18 protein-coding genes are annotated in these 15,769 nt (G+C 64.8%); 7 read left to right on the forward strand and 11 right to left on the reverse strand.

The genetic code is table 11. The annotated features are described in order from the left end of the window. Positions 1-72 precede the first annotated feature (72 nt). Positions 73-360: a DUF3175 domain-containing protein gene (locus QQK18_RS07330; RefSeq protein ID WP_284339645.1), complete on the reverse strand. Its 288-nt coding sequence runs from the start codon at positions 358-360 to the stop codon at positions 73-75. Between the two features lie 84 nt (positions 361-444). Continuing rightward, on the reverse strand, positions 445-1,209 hold the full coding sequence (locus tag QQK18_RS07335) for a class I SAM-dependent methyltransferase (RefSeq protein WP_284339646.1): 765 nt from the start codon (positions 1,207-1,209) through the stop codon (positions 445-447). Positions 1,210-1,300: 91 nt separating this feature from the next. On the opposite strand from QQK18_RS07335, the gene gloB reads away from it, so the two are divergent. The 3 genes from gloB (at position 1,301) to QQK18_RS07350 (ending at position 3,044) form a co-directional block, all read left to right on the forward strand. Further along, positions 1,301-2,071 carry a hydroxyacylglutathione hydrolase gene (gloB, locus tag QQK18_RS07340; protein WP_284339647.1) on the forward strand — a complete coding sequence of 257 codons (771 nt, stop codon included), beginning with the start codon at positions 1,301-1,303 and terminating at the stop codon, positions 2,069-2,071. A 4-nt stretch (positions 2,072-2,075) separates the two neighbouring features. Beyond that, on the forward strand, positions 2,076-2,621 hold the full coding sequence (locus QQK18_RS07345) for a GNAT family N-acetyltransferase (RefSeq protein WP_284339648.1): 546 nt from the start codon (positions 2,076-2,078) through the stop codon (positions 2,619-2,621). A gap of 156 nt (positions 2,622-2,777) precedes the next feature. Next, positions 2,778-3,044 carry a hypothetical protein gene (locus QQK18_RS07350; protein ID WP_284339649.1) on the forward strand — a complete coding sequence of 89 codons (267 nt, stop codon included), beginning with the start codon at positions 2,778-2,780 and terminating at the stop codon, positions 3,042-3,044. Positions 3,045-3,062: 18 nt separating this feature from the next. Here the strand turns inward: QQK18_RS07350 and QQK18_RS07355 are convergent, their stop codons facing one another. From QQK18_RS07355 to QQK18_RS07370, 4 genes are all read right to left on the reverse strand, one after another. After that, on the reverse strand, positions 3,063-3,515 hold the full coding sequence (locus QQK18_RS07355; protein WP_284339650.1) for a hypothetical protein: 453 nt from the start codon (positions 3,513-3,515) through the stop codon (positions 3,063-3,065). A gap of 136 nt (positions 3,516-3,651) precedes the next feature. After that, positions 3,652-5,052: a class II fumarate hydratase gene (gene fumC, locus QQK18_RS07360; protein WP_284339651.1), complete on the reverse strand. Its 1,401-nt coding sequence runs from the start codon at positions 5,050-5,052 to the stop codon at positions 3,652-3,654. Between the two features lie 146 nt (positions 5,053-5,198). After that, a complete protein-coding gene (rpmF, locus tag QQK18_RS07365; RefSeq protein ID WP_284339652.1) occupies positions 5,199-5,381 on the reverse strand; it encodes a 50S ribosomal protein L32 in 183 nt (60 codons plus the stop codon). A gap of 140 nt (positions 5,382-5,521) precedes the next feature. Continuing rightward, positions 5,522-6,241 carry a transglycosylase domain-containing protein gene (locus QQK18_RS07370; protein WP_284339653.1) on the reverse strand — a complete coding sequence of 240 codons (720 nt, stop codon included), beginning with the start codon at positions 6,239-6,241 and terminating at the stop codon, positions 5,522-5,524. Between the two features lie 71 nt (positions 6,242-6,312). On the opposite strand from QQK18_RS07370, the gene QQK18_RS07375 reads away from it, so the two are divergent. Together QQK18_RS07375 and QQK18_RS07380 are read left to right on the forward strand one after the other, a co-directional pair. Beyond that, positions 6,313-7,224, forward strand: coding sequence for a polyprenyl synthetase family protein (locus QQK18_RS07375; RefSeq protein WP_284339654.1), 912 nt, complete (start codon positions 6,313-6,315; stop codon positions 7,222-7,224). A gap of 35 nt (positions 7,225-7,259) precedes the next feature. Then, on the forward strand, positions 7,260-7,736 hold the full coding sequence (locus tag QQK18_RS07380; RefSeq protein WP_284339656.1) for a YbaK/EbsC family protein: 477 nt from the start codon (positions 7,260-7,262) through the stop codon (positions 7,734-7,736). Positions 7,737-7,744: 8 nt separating this feature from the next. On the opposite strand, the gene QQK18_RS07385 is transcribed toward QQK18_RS07380, so the two are convergent. Genes QQK18_RS07385 through ispG form a run of 3 tightly spaced genes read right to left on the reverse strand, consistent with a single transcriptional unit; the run spans position 7,745 to position 9,979 of the window. Beyond that, positions 7,745-8,179: a GNAT family N-acetyltransferase gene (locus QQK18_RS07385; RefSeq protein WP_284339657.1), complete on the reverse strand. Its 435-nt coding sequence runs from the start codon at positions 8,177-8,179 to the stop codon at positions 7,745-7,747. A 13-nt stretch (positions 8,180-8,192) separates the two neighbouring features. Next, positions 8,193-8,735, reverse strand: a complete 543-nt coding sequence (locus QQK18_RS07390; protein ID WP_284339658.1) for a chloramphenicol phosphotransferase CPT family protein — start codon at positions 8,733-8,735, stop codon at positions 8,193-8,195. Between the two features lie 5 nt (positions 8,736-8,740). Beyond that, positions 8,741-9,979 carry a flavodoxin-dependent (E)-4-hydroxy-3-methylbut-2-enyl-diphosphate synthase gene (gene ispG / locus QQK18_RS07395; RefSeq protein ID WP_284339659.1) on the reverse strand — a complete coding sequence of 413 codons (1,239 nt, stop codon included), beginning with the start codon at positions 9,977-9,979 and terminating at the stop codon, positions 8,741-8,743. Between the two features lie 123 nt (positions 9,980-10,102). On the opposite strand from ispG, the gene QQK18_RS07400 reads away from it, so the two are divergent. Together QQK18_RS07400 and QQK18_RS07405 are read left to right on the forward strand one after the other, a co-directional pair. Beyond that, positions 10,103-11,089 carry an arabinan endo-1,5-alpha-L-arabinosidase gene (locus tag QQK18_RS07400; RefSeq protein ID WP_284339660.1) on the forward strand — a complete coding sequence of 329 codons (987 nt, stop codon included), beginning with the start codon at positions 10,103-10,105 and terminating at the stop codon, positions 11,087-11,089. 120 nt (positions 11,090-11,209) lie between these two features. Next, positions 11,210-11,518 (forward strand): YkvA family protein, encoded by a 309-nt coding sequence (locus QQK18_RS07405; protein ID WP_284339661.1) that lies wholly within the window; start codon positions 11,210-11,212, stop codon positions 11,516-11,518. Between the two features lie 34 nt (positions 11,519-11,552). On the opposite strand, the gene pyc is transcribed toward QQK18_RS07405, so the two are convergent. Together pyc and QQK18_RS07415 are read right to left on the reverse strand one after the other, a co-directional pair. After that, positions 11,553-14,993, reverse strand: a complete 3,441-nt coding sequence (pyc, locus tag QQK18_RS07410; RefSeq protein ID WP_284339662.1) for a pyruvate carboxylase — start codon at positions 14,991-14,993, stop codon at positions 11,553-11,555. A gap of 85 nt (positions 14,994-15,078) precedes the next feature. After that, a complete protein-coding gene (locus QQK18_RS07415) occupies positions 15,079-15,489 on the reverse strand; it encodes a protein tyrosine phosphatase family protein (protein WP_284339995.1) in 411 nt (136 codons plus the stop codon). Positions 15,490-15,769: the final 280 nt, after the last annotated feature.

The following is a 15,769-nucleotide window of genomic DNA, read 5'->3' on the forward strand; positions in this document are numbered from 1 at the left end:
AGGCCTTAAAAACCGGGCGGACCATAGTGCGGTTGCAGCCGCAGGGGAAGTCGGTTCGAAACGCTTCGCCGCTCAATGCGCTTGGCTGCGTCCGAAGGCGGCGCGCAATTCGTCCTTGGCAGCTTCGAGCACCTTCTTCTGTTTTGTCGGCAGGTTCTTGCCGGCCCGATTGATGTAGAAGGTCAGCATGGACATGGCCGAGCGATGGGGTTCGCTCTTGCGTCGTTGGCTGGCCTCCGCCGAGCGCTTGAGCGAGCGGGCGATGCGCTTGGGATCATGCGATTCGAAGACGTTTTCCTCAAGATCGAGGGCATCGCTGTTCTCGGTGACATCCTGCGACCATTGCCGTTTTGTGGCCATTGGCGCTCTCCTTTGGAGCGTTTTCAGCAAAAGTGGACACCACTTTTGCGGTTCGAAAACGCGACAATTCAAGGAATTTGGAGCTCAAAGCGCGACAGGCGGCATCGGTTCCCGCGCCGTCATCTCCCGCGCCGCCTGCGCGCTCAACCCCGGCACCCGCACATAGCGCTCAGCGCGTTTGCGGCGCGGCACGGCCGGGAAGTTCTCCTTCTTGGCCCGCACGCAAATGACCCCGGACATGGCCGGGCCGAAGAGTCTCCCGACCCGTTCGAACACCCGAGTCCAGCGCAGCACGAGGCCGGACTGGAAGGGTGGCAGGAACAGCGCGTCCCGCCAGCTTTCCGGCACGAATGAGTGGTCGCGCAGGAGCTTTTCGATCTGCCCGGCCGAATAGGGGTGACCCTGGCCGAAGGGCGTATTGTCCCGCTGCGCCCAAATGCCTCGCCGGCGCGGTACGACGAGGATAAGATGCCCGCCCGGCGCCACCACTCGCCAGAGCTCGCGCATCAGCTCCTCGGCATCCGAAATATGCTCGAAGGCGTGAACGGCGATGACGAGATCGATCGCGGCGTCGGTCAGCGGCATCTCGAGCGGATCGCAGAGTACAGTGTGTGACGGGCCCTCGCGCGGCCAGGCCGAGGCGCCCTGGCGGGCGGGCATGAAGGCAATGACCCGCTCGGCATCGGCGATGGTGAAGCGCAGGTAGGGCGTGGCAAAGCCCAAGCCCAGCACCCGCCGGCCCCTGACCGAGCCGGCAAGCGCAATCACCTGCTCGCGCACCAACGCACGCGAGAGGCGCCCGAGAGGCGACTTGTAATAGGCGATGAGGCGCGTGACGTCGATGCTCATGAGACGCGAAGTCTGCCGCAAGCCGAGGTGCTTGTCACGAGGGCGAGCGAACCGCTAGCCTTGGGGCCAAACCATAGCGCGGAGCCCTCCCATGTCCCTCATCGTCGATGTCTTCGCTGCCCGCCAGGACAATTTCGGCTATCTCGCCCATGACGCGGGGACCGGCCGCACCGCCGCCATCGATGCGCCCGAGGCCGAACCGATTCGCAGTGCCCTCCTCCATCGCGGCTGGCGATTGACCGACATCCTCATCACCCACCACCATGGCGACCACATCGAGGCGATCCCCGCGCTCAAGTCCGAGTTCGGCGCGACGGTAACGGGGCCAGCCGCCGAAGAAGGCAAGATCGGGGGCCTCGACCGGCTGGTTGAGGCAGGTGACACGGTGCTTCTAGGCGAAAGCCGCTTCGAAGTCATCGCCACGCCCGGCCATACGCTCGGCCACATCGTCTATTTCGAGCCGGAGGGCAGGCACCTCTTTTGCGGCGATGCGCTCTTCTCTCTCGGCTGCGGGCGCATGTTCGAGGGCATGCCCGGCCCGATGTGGCAAGGCCTCAAGCGCCTGCGCGCCCTGCCCGACGAGACCCTCGTCTATTGCGGACACGAATATAGTGCCGCCAATGCCCGCTTCGCCCTCTCGATCGACCCGGGCAACGAGACGCTGAAGACCCGCGCCGCCGAGATCGAGGCGTTACGCGCCGCCGGCAAGTTCACCATTCCCGCCCAGCTCGACATCGAAAAGGCCGCCAACCCGTTCCTCAGAGCCGACGACCCCTATTTTGCGCAGCTCTATGGGCTCGAAGATGCCGACCCGGCCGAGGTCTTCGCCGCCATCCGCAAGGCCAAGGACAACTTTTCCTGAACCCATGTCTGCGCATCTGGTCTTTCGGCCGGTAACACACGAGACGCAGGCCGATTTCGAGGCGCTGTTCAGCGCCCGCGGCAGCCCCAGCTACTGTTGGTGCATGGCTTGGCGGGCAACGAGCCAGGAACTGCGTGACGCCAAGGGGCCGGCGCGACGCCAGCAAATGCTGGGCAGGATCGCCGCCGGCACACCCGTCGGGCTCCTCGCCTATCGGGACGGTACACCGGTCGGTTGGGTATCAGTAGCACCTAAAGCGATCTTCCGAGGCCTCGGCGGTCCGCTGCCGGAGCCGAACGAGCAGGCATGGTCTTTGACCTGCATGTTCGTGCCGCGTCCATTGCGCGGGCAAGGCCTAGCCCACGAGTTGATCGCCGCCGCGATCGCGCACGCGCACAGTGGCGGCGCAACCGTTCTCGAAGCTTACCCGGTCGATCCGGACTCGCCGAGCTACCGCTTCATGGGGTTCGTTCCCGCCTTCGAGGCGGCAGGCTTTGCCCATGCTGGCATGGCCGGCACGCGCCGCCACGTTATGCGGCTGGCCCTCTGAGCGCTCTCGTCGGCGTTAACCACGCCGCCAGGTTCCTGGGCAGTTCTCTCTCAATTCCATTGCAGCCGGCACGCCGATTGCCACGTTATTGGCATAGGGCCGAGAGACAGTCCCATAAAGGGACGGGCGGCCCGCAACGGAACAGGTTGCCCAGAAATGTCCCACGAAGAGGCGCCAAAGCTTGCCGAACCGGTATTTGCCTTGCCGGTACCACTCGAGCCGCAGGCGCCGCGTCCGTCGCTGTTGCGCACCTCGGCCGCGGTCGAATTCCTCAGCCAGTTGCTGGCTGCCCGCTCACGGCTCGACCCGCAGCGCGTTCTGCGCCGCGCGCCGATCGACATCGCCCTCGATGCCTACCGCACCGGCTCGGCCATTACTGTGCGCCGCATGCCCACGGGCTACCGCAAGACCCTGGTGATCTGACGCTTCAGGGAGGGCCCGCTATCCCACCGCCATGTCGCGCGTGGCGCTGGCGATCGACATGGTAAAGCCCGCAACGACGTCGATGGCGCTCATCACCAGCAGCAGGAAGAAAACCGAGCTCGAGGCTGCGCCGACCAGCAGGAACTCGACGAGAAAGAGCACGAACACGATCATCGAGATCATGTGCTCGAGGATCGAGACCGTTCCGATCCGCGTCGACTTCAACAGTTCGAAAAAGAGAAGAATCAGCGAGCCGACGAGCAGCAGGTCCCCGAGCGTCACCGCCCAGGGCGTGCCCGAGACCATGGCGACGTTGAGGATCACGTTGTTCCAGCCGGCCGGATTGCCGCCGAGGAACAGGAACGCCACCACATTGTAGATAAGGAACGGGATGATCAGCAGCGGCGGGATGAACGGCCCACGCCTGCCCGGACGAACGCCAGTCGGCGGCACATAGACATGTTCGGTCAAGGCGTCTCTCCCGTCTCGGTCAGCAGCGCCAGCATGCCAGAGAGCAAAGAGGGCGTGAAGGGAAACCTGCACTCTCCCTTCTCTGCTCGTCGGAAAGGGTCGGGGTGAGGTTCTGTTGAGAGCCGGTAGCGGGCTTCTACTTCTCGCCCGCCATCGGCCCCACCATCCGTTCGGGGCGCACTTCCGCGTCGAACTCCTCACCCGTCAGCAGGCCCAGCTCGATCGCCGATTCCTTCAGGGTCGTCCCCTTCTTGTGGGCGTTCTTGGCGATCTTTGCTGAGTTGTCATAGCCGATCTTGCGGTTGAGGGCAGTGACCAGCATCAGCGAGTTGTTGAGGTGCTCGGCGATGCGCTTGCGGTCGGGCTCGATACCGATGGCGCAGTGGTCGTTGAAGCTCTTGGCCGCATCGGCTAGGAGCCGCACCGACTGCAGGAAATTGTAGGCGATGACCGGCTTGAAGACGTTGAGCTCGAAATTGCCCTGGCTCGCTGCAAAGCCGATGGTCGCATCATTGCCCATCACCTGCACGGCAACCATGGTCATGGCCTCCGACTGGGTGGGATTGACCTTGCCGGGCATGATGGAGGAGCCGGGCTCGTTCTCGGGAATGGTGATCTCGCCAAGGCCCGAGCGCGGCCCGGACGCCAGCCAGCGCACATCATTGGCGATCTTCATCAACGCAGCAGCAAGCTGCTTCAACGCGCCCGAAGTGCCAACGAACGCGTCGTGCCCGGCCATAACGGCGAATTTGTTGGGCGCGGTGACGAAGTCGTGGCCGGTGAGCCGGGCGATCTCACCGGCAACCGTGACGCCGTAGTCCGGATGCGCATTGAGCCCCGTGCCGACAGCGGTGCCGCCGAGCGCCAGCTCCTTCAACTGCGGGAGCGTCGCCTTGATCGCCTTGACGGCCAGCTCGAGCTGAGCGACCCACCCGCTCATCTCCTGGCCGAGCGTCAGCGGCGTTGCATCCTGCAGGTGCGTGCGGCCGATCTTGACAATTTCGGCGAACTCTTTGGCTTTGGCATCGAGCGTTGCGCGAAGCACCTCGACGCGCGGGAAGAGATAGCCCTCCAGCGCCTCGACTGCGGCGATGTGCATGGCCGTCGGATAAGTGTCGTTGGACGACTGGCTCATGTTGACGTGATCGTTGGGATGGACAGGCTTTTTCGATCCCATCTGCCCGCCGGCCATCTCGATGGCGCGGTTGGAGATGACCTCGTTGACGTTCATGTTGGACTGGGTGCCCGAGCCCGTCTGCCAGACGACGAGCGGGAAGTGGTCGGCGAGCTTACCGGCGATCACCTCGTCGGCGGCCGCAATGATCAGATCGCGCGTTGCCTCGTCCATCAGGCCGAGCTTGTGGTTGGCCAGCGCTGCGGCTTTCTTGAGGATGCCGAAGGCGGTGACGATCTCGGTGGGCATGCGCTCGCCGCCGATATCGAAATTAGCCAGGCTCCGCGCCGTCTGTGCGCCGTAATATTTCTCGGCCGGCACGTTGATGGTGCCCATGGAATCCGATTCAACCCGCATGCTCATCGGCTTTGTTGTCTCCGCTGGTTTGCGCGCTTGGCCTAGCGCTGCGCGCCGGCAAATACAAGACGATTTGACAAAGAGAAAGGGCCGGTTTCCCTGGGGAAACCGGCCCTTTCTTGTGACTTTCGGCCGCAAAGGCAAAAAAGCCTTCAGCTCTTGCGCGGCTCGAGAACCTGCCGGCCGCGATACATGCCGGTCTTCAGGTCAACGTGGTGCGGACGGCGCAGCTCGCCCGAATCCTTGTCCTCGACATAGGCCGGCGCGGCAATCGCATCGGCCGAGCGGCGGAAACCACGCTTCATCGGCGAGGTCTTGCGTTTTGGCACTGCCATGGCTGTTACTCCGAATTCAATAAGGTTCGCGCCGCATGGCGGCCAACAGACGCATGTCTGTCTTGGAATTGGCGGCCTCTATACAGAAACGGGAGCCCCTTGGCTAGAGGGTAGTTGGCAGTGTGCACGCAAGCCGATGCCTAAAGCTCCAGCCGCAGTTGGGGCGACACGCATGCCGCTCGCTGCCCATATTCCCTTGCCCGCTCCTCGATGATGCCGGCGATACGCCGCACGTTTGGTCCGGGGTTACCCGGCAGGCGCACATGCGGATTGGGCAGCGCCGTGACCAGCAGGCTCGCCCGGTCCCAGGGCAGGTTCTGCGGCTCGATGCCGAAGCCGGCTTGCGCCCCTGCAACGACGCCGAACTCGCCGTCCGGTCCCCACTCGGCGATGTTGAGATAGATCTCGAGGATGCGCTCTTTGGAAAGCACGAGATCGATATAGACCGCCAGCGGAACCTCGAGACCCTTGCGGATGACCGAACGATCGTTCCAGAGGAAGAGGTTCCTGGCCACCTGCATGGTGATGGTCGAGGCGCCGCGGGTCGGCCGGCCGGCGAAGAAATCCTCGATCTCGGTCTGCAGGGCAGCGAGGTCGATGCCCCAGTGGCGGCAGAACTGTCCGTCCTCACTCATCACCACCGCCGCCTTCAGCCGGTCGGAAATGTCCGAGATATCGCGCCATTCGCGCCGGACGGGCTGTCCAGTGAGGTAGCGCGTCAGCATCGGCGCGGAAACCGGATCGACGACGATATAGAGCGGAGTCAGAATGAGCGGTATGGCAGCAAGGACGGCGAGAACGGTCGCCACCCAGCCGAGGGCGCGGCGCAGCGGCCGCTTATGTTTCCTGCGTTCTGCCATCAGCCGGCTTGATGCCACAATGGGGCCGCCTTGTCTTGCCCCCACCGCGGCAATTGGTTAGCTGTCGTGTCATGCCGCCGTCCTACGATTTTGCTGCTGAAATCGCCGATTGTGCCCGCGCTGTCGAGGCCGCGCTCGACCGTCTTCTGGTCGAGGAGCGCCTTTCCGGCCCCGGACCCGCGGCCCGGCGCGTCGTCGCGGCCATGCGCCACGGCAGCCTTAACGGCGGCAAGCGCCTGCGGCCGCTCCTCGTGCGCCAGGCCGCGCAGGTCTTTGGCGTCCCGGCGGAGGCTGCAATGCCCGCGGGCCTCGCGGTCGAAGCGGTGCACTGCTATTCGCTGCTCCACGATGACCTGCCGGCCATGGACGACGACGACCTGCGCCGCGGCCAGCCGACGGTGCACGTCGCCTTCGACGAGGCGACCGCCATCCTTGCCGGCGATGCACTTCTGACTCACGCCTTTGCGCTGCTCGCCGACGAGACCTGTCATCCGGACCCGACCGTGCGGATACGCCTCGTTGCCGAGCTTGCCGCCGGCAGTGGCGTGGGCGGGATGGTCGGCGGGCAGATGCGCGACATCGAGGGGGAGAAGGGCGGCTTTTCCAACGGCGACATCGAAGTGATGCAGGCGATGAAAACCGGCGCGCTGATCCGCGCCAGCGTCAGGATGGGCGCCATCCTCGGCGGCGCCGACCCGCGCGCTCTTTCGGCCATGACTGCCTATGCGCAAGCCGCCGGCCGCGCCTTCCAGCTCGCCGACGACATTCTCGACGTCACCGCCACTTCGGAGGCCATGGGCAAGGCGACCGGCAAAGACGCCGGAAAAGGCAAGCAGACACTGGTCGCACAGATGGGCCTCGAAGCGGCTCGCCGCGAGCTCGATACCATCGTCAACGACGCGGTGATGGCGCTGCGCACCTTCGGCCCGCGTGCCGACGGGCTGCGCGCGACCGCCCGCTATTTTGCCAGCCGCAACAGCTGATTTCATTCATTGTAGATTTGCCAGAGAATAATTCCATGAGCCTTGCCTCCGTCAAAGCCGACCTCGCCGCCCGCGCTCCCGACCTCTCCGTCATTGAAACCGAGGCCTCGACCGCAACGGTACAGCTCGCCGCCGAAGTGCACGGATGCGAGCCCGGCCAGATCGCCAAGACGCTCTGCATTCGCGTCAACGGCGAGGTGGTGCTGCTGGTGACGAGAGGCGATGCGCGGCTCGACAACCAGAAGGCAAAGGCCGCCTTCGGCGGGCGCCCGCGCATGCTCGGGGCCGAGGAGGTCGAGGCTCTGACCAGCCACAAGGTCGGTGGCGTCTGCCCCTTCGGCCTGCCGCAGAAGCTGCCGATCTATTGCGACGTCTCGCTCAGGATTTATGACGAGGTCATCCCGGCAGCCGGATCGACGCATTCGTCGGTGCGCCTGACGGTGACGCGGTTGGCGGAACTGTGCGGGGGCAAGTGGGCGGATGCGTGCGCGGTGCCGGTGGAGGTGGCATGAGGGGACGATTAGACCAACCGCTTCCGCATGAACCAACGCCTGTGCCCCGGCACCACATCGCCCGCCGCATTCTCCAGCGTTCCGAACGTCTCATAGCCCAGCCGCACGTAGAACCCTGCCGAGTCGGGCATCGAGGTATCGAGCCAAGCACCATGACAGCCGCGCCGGATGCCCTCCGCTTCCGCCTCGGCCATCAGACGCCTGCCGAGCCCCTTGTCCCGGTGGCCTTCGTCAACCCAGATGAGCTTGATCAGCAGCCAGCCATAGGCGGTGGAGGCAGCAAGCCCGGCGATCAGCACGCCGCTCTCGTCGCGCATACCGAGGGTAAAGCTCGAATTGAGCGCCTGCTTCTGGCTGGACCGGATCGCAGCGAGGAGCTTGCGCTCGATTTCGTCGACGAGTTCCGGCTCAGCCTCGCTCATCTCGATGAAAGGATCGCTCATTCGAGCCCCAGCATCACGCAGGATCGAAGAACGCGCTTCGCACCCGCTGCGCGTGCCATGCCGCAATGAGGCGATCGACGTTCTCGTCGGCATCCGCCTCCCCGCTGAGCTCCAGATCGTACCGCACGTCTTTGTGGATGCTATGAAAGTCGACCTCGGCGCTGCCGACCTTGCGGTCACCCCGCGCCTTCTCGCGGCGGATGAGCTCGGCAAGTGAGGCGTGTACACCAACGAAGAACATGTCCTGCCGAGCGAGGAGTTCGGCCAGTTGTTCGCGCCATCCCGGCGTATCAAGGATATGTTCGAGGATGAGATTGTTGCCGGCCGATGCGAACGCCGCAATGGAGCGATGGAACCCGTCGAAGAACGGAGCGCGAATCTCCTTCCACTGGAGTTCGCCCGCGGCAACACGCGCCATGGGCAGGACACCCGAGTCGCGCAGATGATCGATCGAATAGTGGAAGAACGGCTGATCGATCCGCGCTTGCAGGCGGCGGGCAATCGTCGACTTGCCACTGCTGGACGCACCATGCAGGAAAATGATCTTGCCGGTCACAGGCCTTACTCCGCTGCCTTTCGACCGGCGCCGAACTTCCTCTCGATATAGTCGGCGACCATCGCCTTGAACTGGTCGGCAACGTCCGCACCGCGCAACGTTGCGACCTTTTCGCCGTCGATGAACACCGGAGCGGCCGGCTGCTCGCCGGTACCGGGCAGCGAGATGCCGATATTGGCGTGCTTGGACTCGCCCGGGCCGTTGACGATGCAGCCCATGACCGCGACCGACAGCGTCTCGACGCCCGGATAGCGCTCGCGCCATTCGGGCATCGAGGTATTGAGGTGATCCTGGATGTCCTTGGCGAGCGTCTGAAAGGTGGTCGAGGTGGTGCGCCCGCACCCAGGGCACGCGGCAACCACCGGCAGGAACTGGCGGAAGCCCATGGTCTGCAGCAGCTCTTGCGCGACTTTGACCTCGAGCGTGCGGTCACCGCCCGGCTCCGGGGTCAACGAGATGCGGATGGTATCGCCGATCCCCTGCTGCAGCAGGATGCCCATGGCGGCCGAGGAGGCAACGATGCCCTTCGAGCCCATCCCCGCTTCGGTGAGGCCGAGATGAAGCGCATAGTCGCAGCGGCTGGCCAGATCCTTGTAAACCGCGATGAGGTGCTGGACGTCCGACACTTTGGTCGAAAGAATGATGCGCTCGCGCGGGAGGCCAATCTCCTCGGCCCGCTGGGCCGAAAGCAGCGCCGACTGGATGATCGCCTCGCGCTGTACCGCCGCGGCCGACATCGGATTGGGCGAGGTGGCGTTCTCGTCCATCAGCCGAGTCAGCAGCTCCTCATCGAGCGAGCCCCAGTTGACGCCGATACGCACCGGTTTGCCGTTTTTGATCGCCAGCTCGATCAACGTGCCGAACTGCAGGTCGCGCTTGGCCTTGAAACCGACATTACCCGGATTGATCCGATACTTGGCGAGCGCCTCGGCGCAGGCCGGATGATCGGTCAGGAGCTTGTGGCCGATATAGTGGAAGTCGCCAACCAGCGGCACGTCATAGCCCATCGAGGCGAGGCGGTCGCGGATATGCGGCACGGCGGCCGCCGATTCGTCGCGATCGACGGTGATCCTGACGATCTCCGAGCCGGCGCGGGCCAGCTGCATCACCTGCCGGACGGTCGCATCGATATCGGCGGTGTCGGTATTGGTCATCGACTGCACAACGATAGGTGCGCCGCCGCCGACCATGACGCCGCCGACATTGACACCTACCGATTTCCGCCGTTCTGCCGGGCCTGCCATAACTTCACCGATTGTGTTCTTTAAGGCGCCTTGTCGAGCCGGAAACGGCTCTACGCGCGCCAGAGATAGACCCAAGCGCCTAACCACGCAATGTTGCCGGGTGATGACGGGGGAGACGATGCCATGCATGTGATCGCAGCCACGATGCTGCTGGCTTTGGCCATGATCGGCCCGGCCGCGGCGCAGACGCAGCCGGCGCTTTCCGGCAACATCGCCATCCACGACCCGTCGATCCTCGTCACCGACGCGGGCTGGGTGTCCTTTGCAACCGGCGTCGAGAACGCTCCCGACGAGGGCACACCGCGCACCAAGACCTCGCCGGACGGCCTCGCCTGGACAGAGAGTGGCCCCCTGCCCGGCGGATTGTCCGATTGGATCGAGGAGGAACTCGGCTATCGGCCGAAGAACCTCTGGGCGCCTTCCGTCTTTGCGGGCGAGCGAACCGTCTACCTCTACTATTCGGCCTCGACCTTCGGCTCCAACGAGAGCGCCATCGGCCTGATGACCAACGAAGCCTTCGATCCCAAGAACCCGACCGAAGGCTGGCAGGACCAGGGCATGGTGTTGCGCTCGCACCGCGGCGACGATTTCAATGCCATCGACCCCTTCCGCATCGACACCGGCGGGCGCGCCTTCCTCGCCTTCGGCTCGTTCTGGAACGGCATTCGCATGATCGAGCTCGACCCACAATCGGGCAAGCCCGCAGCCAACGCTGAACTCATCCCCATTGCCTCACGCGGGGGCGGGGCCATCGAGGCGCCGGCCCTGCTCGAGCACGACGGGCGGTTCTACCTCTTCGTCTCCTTCGATTCCTGCTGCCGGGGCATCGCGTCGACTTACCGCATCATGGTCGGCCGCGCCGATGAGGTGACCGGCCCCTATCTCGACCGCGACGGCAAGCCGATGCTCGAAGGCGGCGGCACGCTGGTGCAGGCGGCTGAGGGCCGCTATCGCGGGCCGGGCGGACAGGAGGTGTTCATGGTCGGCGACGAACCGTGGCTCGCCTACCACTATTACGACCGCGACCAGGGCGGCATGCCCAAGCTCCAGGTGGCGCCGCTTCGCTTCGACGAGGACGGCTGGCCGCAGCTCGATCCGATGCCGGAGTGATCCGCCCTCACCTCGTCCCTCAGGGCGAAAAATGTCACCCCAGGTCGCGTTGCCCCCGGGGGCAGGCTCCGCGCCAGGAGAAGGGCTTGAACCGCCGCCGACGTTCCCCATTTAAGGGCTATGTTCAAGCTACTGACTTCGACCTTCGTTCCCCGCATCCTGCGCTTCCGCAAGGAAGCGGTGATGCTTTGGCACGCTTTCCGCGCGCCGGAAACGCCGCTCCACCTGAAGGCTGCGACGCTGTTCGTCGTCTTCTATCTCGTCAATCCGCTCGACGTGATTCCCGAGTTCCTGCCGTTCTTCGGCATCATCGATGACCTGGTGCTGGTACCGCTGATGGTGAGCTGGATCGTCTCGCGCCTGCCTCGCCGGGCCGAAGCCCGCGCCAACCGCGATCGGACGATCGACGGCACCGCACGGCGGCTCTGACGAAAAAGCCCGGCGCTGCCGGGCTTTTTGCTGCCTATTCGAATCTGACCAGCAGGTCCTTGGCGTCGATCTGGTCGCCGGGCTTGACCAGCACCTCAACGACGATGCCGTCGACCTCCGCGTGCAGCGCCGTTTCCATCTTCATGGCTTCGATCGAAAGCAGCACGTCGCCGGCAACGATCGACTGGCCCGGCTTGATGGCAAGGGTCGAGATGACGCCGGGCATCGGCGCGCCCACTTGCCTCGGATCGCCCGGAGCGGCCTTGGCGCGGGCGACGACCTCGCCGGCCTTCAGCCGATCCGGCACCGCAATGGTGCGCGGCTGGCCGTTGAGGTCGAAGAAGACCTTGACCTCTCCCTTCTCGTTGGTGGGCGTGCGCCCGAGATACTGGAGGACCAGCGTCTTGCCCTTCTCGATATCGACGAGCAGTTCATCCCCTTCGGCCAACCCATAGAAATAGACCGGGGTCGGCAGCACCTCGGTGGGTCCATAATGATCCTGGGTCCTGGCGAAGTCGGTGAAGACCTTGGGATACATGAGATAGGAGGCGAGGCGGAAATCGTCGATCTCCATGCCCGTTTCGTCGGCAACCTTCCGCCGCTCGGCCTCGAGGTCGACGTCCCTAAGGTAGGAGCCGGGGCGCTCACGCATCGGCTCGCGACCCTTGAGCACCTTTTTCTGTAAAGCCGGCGGGAAGCCACCCGGCGGCTGGCCGAGATCGCCGGCAAAGAATCCGACGACTGAATCGGGGAAGGCGATGTCGCGGTTCGGGTCCTCGACCTCGGCGCGGGTCAGCCCCGCTGAAACCATGGCGAGCGCCATGTCGCCGACGACCTTTGACGAGGGCGTCACCTTGACGATATCGCCGAACATCTGGTTGACGTCGGCATAGGTCTGCGCCACTTCGTGCCAGCGGCTTTCGAGCCCCAGCGAACGCGCCTGCTCCTTGAGGTTGGTGAACTGGCCGCCGGGCATCTCGTGGAGATAAACCTCCGAGGCGCCGCCCTTGAGGTCGCTTTCGAAGGCGCGGTACTGGGTCCTGACGGCTTCCCAGTAGAACGAGATCTGCCGGATCACCTTGGCGTCGAGCTGCGGATCGCGCCCGGTATCGGCGAGCGCGGCAACGATCGAGCCGAGCGTCGGCTGGCTTGTGGTGCCCGAAAGCGCATCCATGGCCGCATCGACTGCGTCGACCCCGGCCGCGACCGCCGCCATCACCGTGGCGGCCGACGCTCCCGACGTATCGTGGGTATGAAGGTGGATCGGCAAGCCCACCTCCTGCTTCAGCGTCTCGATGAGCTTTGTTGCCGCCGCGGGCTTCAGCAGCCCCGCCATGTCCTTGATGCCGAGCACATGGGCGCCGGCCGCCTCGAGTTCCCTGGCGAGCCCGACATAGTATTTGAGGTCGTATTTGGCCCGATCGGGATCGAGCATGTCACCGGTGTAGCAGAGCACACCCTCGCAAACCTTACCGGCCTCGACCACCGCGTCCATGGAGACGCGCATGTTCTCGACCCAGTTGAGGCAGTCGAACACGCGGAAGATGTCGACGCCGCCTGCCGCGGCCTGGCGGACGAAGAATTTGACGACATTGTCTGGATAGTTGGTGTAGCCGACCCCGTTCGAGCCGCGCAGCAGCATTTGCGTCAGGATATTTGGCGCGCCCTCGCGGATCCGGTTGAGGCGCTCCCACGGATCCTCGTTGAGGAAACGCATGGCGACATCGAACGTCGCCCCGCCCCAGCACTCGAGCGAGAAGAGGTTGGGCAGGCCGCTTCCATAGGCGCGCGCGATACGGGTGATGTCGAACGAGCGCATACGGGTGGCCAGCAGCGACTGGTGCGCGTCGCGCATGGTCGTATCGGTGATGAGCACCCGATCCTGCGCCTTCATCCAACGGGCGAGCCCCTCCGGACCCTCGCGTTCGAGCACCTGCCGGCTGCCGTCGACCACGGCGAGCGGCGGATAGTCGGGCACCACCGGCTCGGGCGCATCGGCCGGCGGACGCGGCCTGTCGCGAACCTCGGGATGGCCGTTGACGGTGACGTCGGCGATATAGGTCAGGAGCTTCGTCGCCCGGTCCTTGCGCTTCTTGATATCGAAGAGCGCGGGCGTCGTGTCGATGAAGCGCGTCGTATAGCGGTTCGAGACGAAGTCCGGGTGGGTGATGACGTTCTCAAGGAAGGCGAGGTTGGTTGAAACGCCCCTTATGCGGAACTCGCGCAGCGCCCGGTGCATGCGCGCGATCGCCTCTTCGGGCGTCGGCGCCCAGCAGGTGACCTTCTCGAGAAGCGGATCGTAATAGCGGGTGATGACGGCGCCGGCATAGGCCGTGCCACCGTCGAGGCGGACGCCAAACCCTGTCGCGCCGCGATAGGCGGTGATGCGACCATAATCGGGAATGAAATTCTCTTCCGGATCCTCGGTGGTCACCCGGCACTGGACGGCATGGCCGTGGAGATGGATGTCCTCCTGAGCCGGCACACCCGATTCCGGCGTGCCGAGCACCGCCCCGTCGAGCACGTGGATCTGAGCCTTGACGATGTCGATACCGGTGACCTCTTCGGTGACCGTATGCTCGACCTGGATGCGCGGATTGACCTCGATGAAATAGAACGCATCGCTGTCGGCATCCATCAGGAATTCGACGGTGCCGGCACCGCGATAGTTGGCCGCCTTGCCCAGCCGCACGGCCGCCTCCGTGAGCTTCCTGCGCACCTCCTCGGACATATAGGGCGCGGGCGCCCGCTCGACGACCTTCTGGTTGCGGCGCTGCACCGAACAGTCGCGCTCGAACAGGTGGACGAGATTGCCGTGATCGTCACCGATCAGTTGCACCTCGACGTGGCGGGCACGCTCAACCAGCTTTTCGAGATACATCTCGTCCTTGCCGAAGGCGGCCTTGGCCTCGCGCTTGCCCTCGGAAACCTCGCTCCTCAAATCCTTCTCATTCATGATGCGGCGCATGCCGCGCCCGCCTCCGCCCCAGGAGGCCTTGAGCATCAGCGGGTAGCCGATCTCGGCCGCCATCAGAGCGACCTCCTCGAGATTGTCGGGCAGCGCGTCGGTCGCCGGCACCACCGGCACGCCCGCCGCGATCGCCATGTTGCGCGCGGCAACCTTGTTGCCGAGGTCGCGCATGGTCTGGGCGCGCGGACCGATGAAGGTGATGCCGGCATCCTCACAGGCGTCGGCGAATTCCGGGCTCTCGGAGAGAAGCCCGTAGCCCGGGTGGATGGCATCGGCCCCCGAGATCCGGGCGATGCGGATATATTCGTCGATCTGCAGGTAGGCCTCGACCGGTCCCTTGCCCTTGCCGATGAGATAGGCCTCGTCCGCCTTGAACCGGTGCAGGGCCAGCTTGTCCTCTTCGGCAAAGACCGCGACGGTCTTGAGGCCGAGTTCGTTGGCGGCGCGGAACACGCGGATGGCGATTTCGCTGCGGTTGGCGACGAGGATCTTCTTGATCGGCATGGGTCAGTCCCGAGCAAAGGGAGGCGAAAAGGGCGACCGCGCCCGGCGGAGGCTTTTTGGGGCCCGCGTCACAGTCCCGACAAATTTATTTCTGGCCGAGATGGCCCGCCAGATGGCTGAGATCATAGCCCGCACGCGCGGCCTGGCCGATGATGTCGCCGGCCTCCATCTCACCGGCCTGCGATAGGGCCCAGAGCGTCGTCGAGCGCGTGCCCGAGCGGCAGAACGCAAAGACAGGGCCCTGGCTTTGCGCGAGCGCGGCTTTGGTCTGCTCGACCATTTCGGCGGTGACGCCCGTGCGCCCCAGGGGAATGTGATGGTAGGCAAGGCCTGCGGCCGTCGCCGCGGCCTCGATCTCGGCGGCCGCCGGCTGGTCGGGCGCCTCGTCGTCCGGCCGGTTGTTGATGATGGTGGTGTACCCTTGAGCCTTGAGCGCCGCGATATCCTCGGGCGCAATCTGGCCCGAAACGCTGATGTGATCGTTGATCCGCTTCACGTCCAAGGCGTCTACTCCCAATTCCCGCCGGCCGGCATATGGGCGCCTTTATATCCACCGGTGCGTTTATGACGCAACTGCGACGTTGGAAGAAGGCTTGAGGCCGCTTGCACCAAAGCCGTTCCACAAAGACGCGCACTGCCGCGCCTCGAAACGAGCCGTTACCAGGCAGCGGCGCCGCCGTTTTGCCGACACCCTTAACCCAGGTTCGTTTGCGACCGACGGAACTCAGTCCGAAACGGCGCACTCCCCTGGCTCGCCAGTGATCAGTATTTTTCCA

The sequence above is a fragment of the Devosia nitrariae genome (assembly GCF_030160115.1).
GTDB classification, from domain to species: domain Bacteria; phylum Pseudomonadota; class Alphaproteobacteria; order Rhizobiales; family Devosiaceae; genus Devosia; species Devosia nitrariae.